Genomic DNA, 1,900 nt, shown 5'->3' on the forward strand with positions numbered 1-1,900 from the left:
AAACCAGCAATGTACATAATAAAAGACAGCGATTATTATCAAATTTTTTATCTAGCCCCTCCCCCAAGGAAAATAAAAGACAACAAAATAAGTTGCCATAAACAACAAGGAAACACCTAATTCACGCCTGAGATGATGACAATAAAACAGCTTTCAAAGAAACTCTACTCCCTTCATGGAAATAAAACCCCGATATCCGGATTAATTATACCCATCATCATCTCAAGGCTTTCAGGCAAAGGCATGGGCTTTTCCTCAATCATAAGCAGCTTTATTGACGAGATAAAACAGTACCGCCCGCACAAAGACATTGAGGATATTCGTAATGAACTCAAAGGCGTGTTTGAAGATCTCAATGTTCCTGAAGAAGGTTCAAAAAGGGCAATGGAGACAATTGAAGTTTTCAGAAAATATCCGGAAACGCTAACCGCACAACATCTTATTGATGAAAACGATGTCATGGCAGAGTGCCCTGCGATTATAAGCAGGCATAATTACAGCCCTGCCCTCTTTATTCTTGACGGAGTCTTTTATAGCCCTGATTAGCGTCCTTTTTTCTACAGCTATATCCGTTAATATGAAGCAGAGCATTGTTGCCATATTCGGCGCTATCATGCCAGCGCCTTTGCAGATGCCTGCTATAGTTCCTGTCCTGTTTTCGATTCTTACCTTTTTCGTGATAACCTTCGGAAATGTGTCTGTTGTCATTATTGCAGATGCAATGTCACGGAGGCTTGACCTGCCTAAATTAGCTGTGAGAACGGGAATCGCAGCCTTTATCTTTTCCATAGGCATCGGTGTTCCAATGACGCCTGTTGAGCAGACATAGACGAGGGAAGGATTAATTTTAAGATTTTTTGCTGTGAGCGACGCTGTCTCAGCGGCATCCTCCAGCCCTTTTCTGCCTGTGCATGCATTTGCATTTCCGCTGTTTACAATGATTGCCTGTCCTTTCCCTGATTTAATCTTTTCAATATCAAGCTTCACCGGAGCTGCCTTTACCCTGTTTGTTGTAAATGTGCCTGCAATATTTGCCTCTGTACTGGAATAGATTAGGGCGATGTCTTTTCTGCCCGGCTTTTTTATTGCGGCTTCTCCTGCAGAGAACGGAAAACCTTACGGAATGTGTATCTTGTCTTTATGTTTCAGCATTGCATCTATTTTATCATATCTATAATGCATTAAAGATATTTCATTTCCATAAGAGCCTCTTGCAAAAGTATGTTTCCCCTCCCTTGATGGGAGGGGATTAAGGGGAGGGTGAGATAAAACTCATTGATAATTCTTATTTCTTCCCCCTCTCCCTCACCCTAACCCTCTCCCACAAGGGGAGAGGGAATTTTTGAGACTTTTGCAAGAGCCTCATAAGTATGTTTTTTGTAATCATGATTGTGTAAGATAATATCTGATGAGAGAAAATTTGGAATCACCAAAATTTAAGGCAATATACCATATTGAGAGGGATGAGTGAATGAAATCAAAATATCCAAGAATTATTATTGCGGGCTTGAAGGGCGGCTCAGGCAAGACAACCCTTTCGCTTGGGCTGATAGCTGCATTCAGAAAGAAAGGCATGAAAGTTATCCCTTTCACCAAGGGCAGGAACTATAGCAGGAATCTGCAAAGCTGCTGGCATGATAGCGCCGAATATGGCAACAATGCTCTGCTTCATATTAACGGATATAGCTGTAGAAAAAAGAACGCTAATCAGGGCTATAAAAGACTCTGTCAATAAATCATTCAATAGAATAACAATAGACGGCGATATGTCCACAAATGACATCGTCCTGATAATGGCTAATGGAATGCTGGGCAATTCTGAAATCAAAGAAAACTCTGCATCCTATAAAATCTTCAAAAATGCCCTAGATTAGATTACATACGCACTGTCAAGTCTTAT

The 1,900-nt window shown here is 40.8% G+C and carries 2 protein-coding genes and 1 pseudogene; 2 read left to right on the forward strand and 1 reads right to left on the reverse strand.

The window, feature by feature from the left end:
* Positions 1 to 423: 423 nt before the first annotated feature.
* Positions 424 to 1,089, reverse strand: a pseudogene (locus tag HW443_RS10930) (bifunctional ornithine acetyltransferase/N-acetylglutamate synthase); the annotation flags it as partial.
* Positions 1,090 to 1,471: 382 nt separating this feature from the next.
* Here HW443_RS10930 and HW443_RS14105 point away from each other — a divergent pair.
* Positions 1,472 to 1,735 carry a nucleotide-binding protein gene (locus HW443_RS14105; protein ID WP_176238194.1) on the forward strand — a complete coding sequence of 88 codons (264 nt, stop codon included), beginning with the start codon at positions 1,472 to 1,474 and terminating at the stop codon, positions 1,733 to 1,735.
* Positions 1,650 to 1,874 (forward strand): bifunctional ornithine acetyltransferase/N-acetylglutamate synthase, encoded by a 225-nt coding sequence (locus HW443_RS10940; protein ID WP_258190520.1) that lies wholly within the window; start codon positions 1,650 to 1,652, stop codon positions 1,872 to 1,874. Before HW443_RS14105 ends, HW443_RS10940 begins: the two co-directional genes overlap by 86 nt.
* Positions 1,875 to 1,900 lie beyond the last annotated feature (26 nt).

Origin of the sequence: Candidatus Hakubella thermalkaliphila (assembly GCF_013281975.1) — a bacterium.
GTDB lineage: Bacteria > Actinomycetota > Humimicrobiia > Hakubellales > Hakubellaceae > Hakubella > Hakubella thermalkaliphila.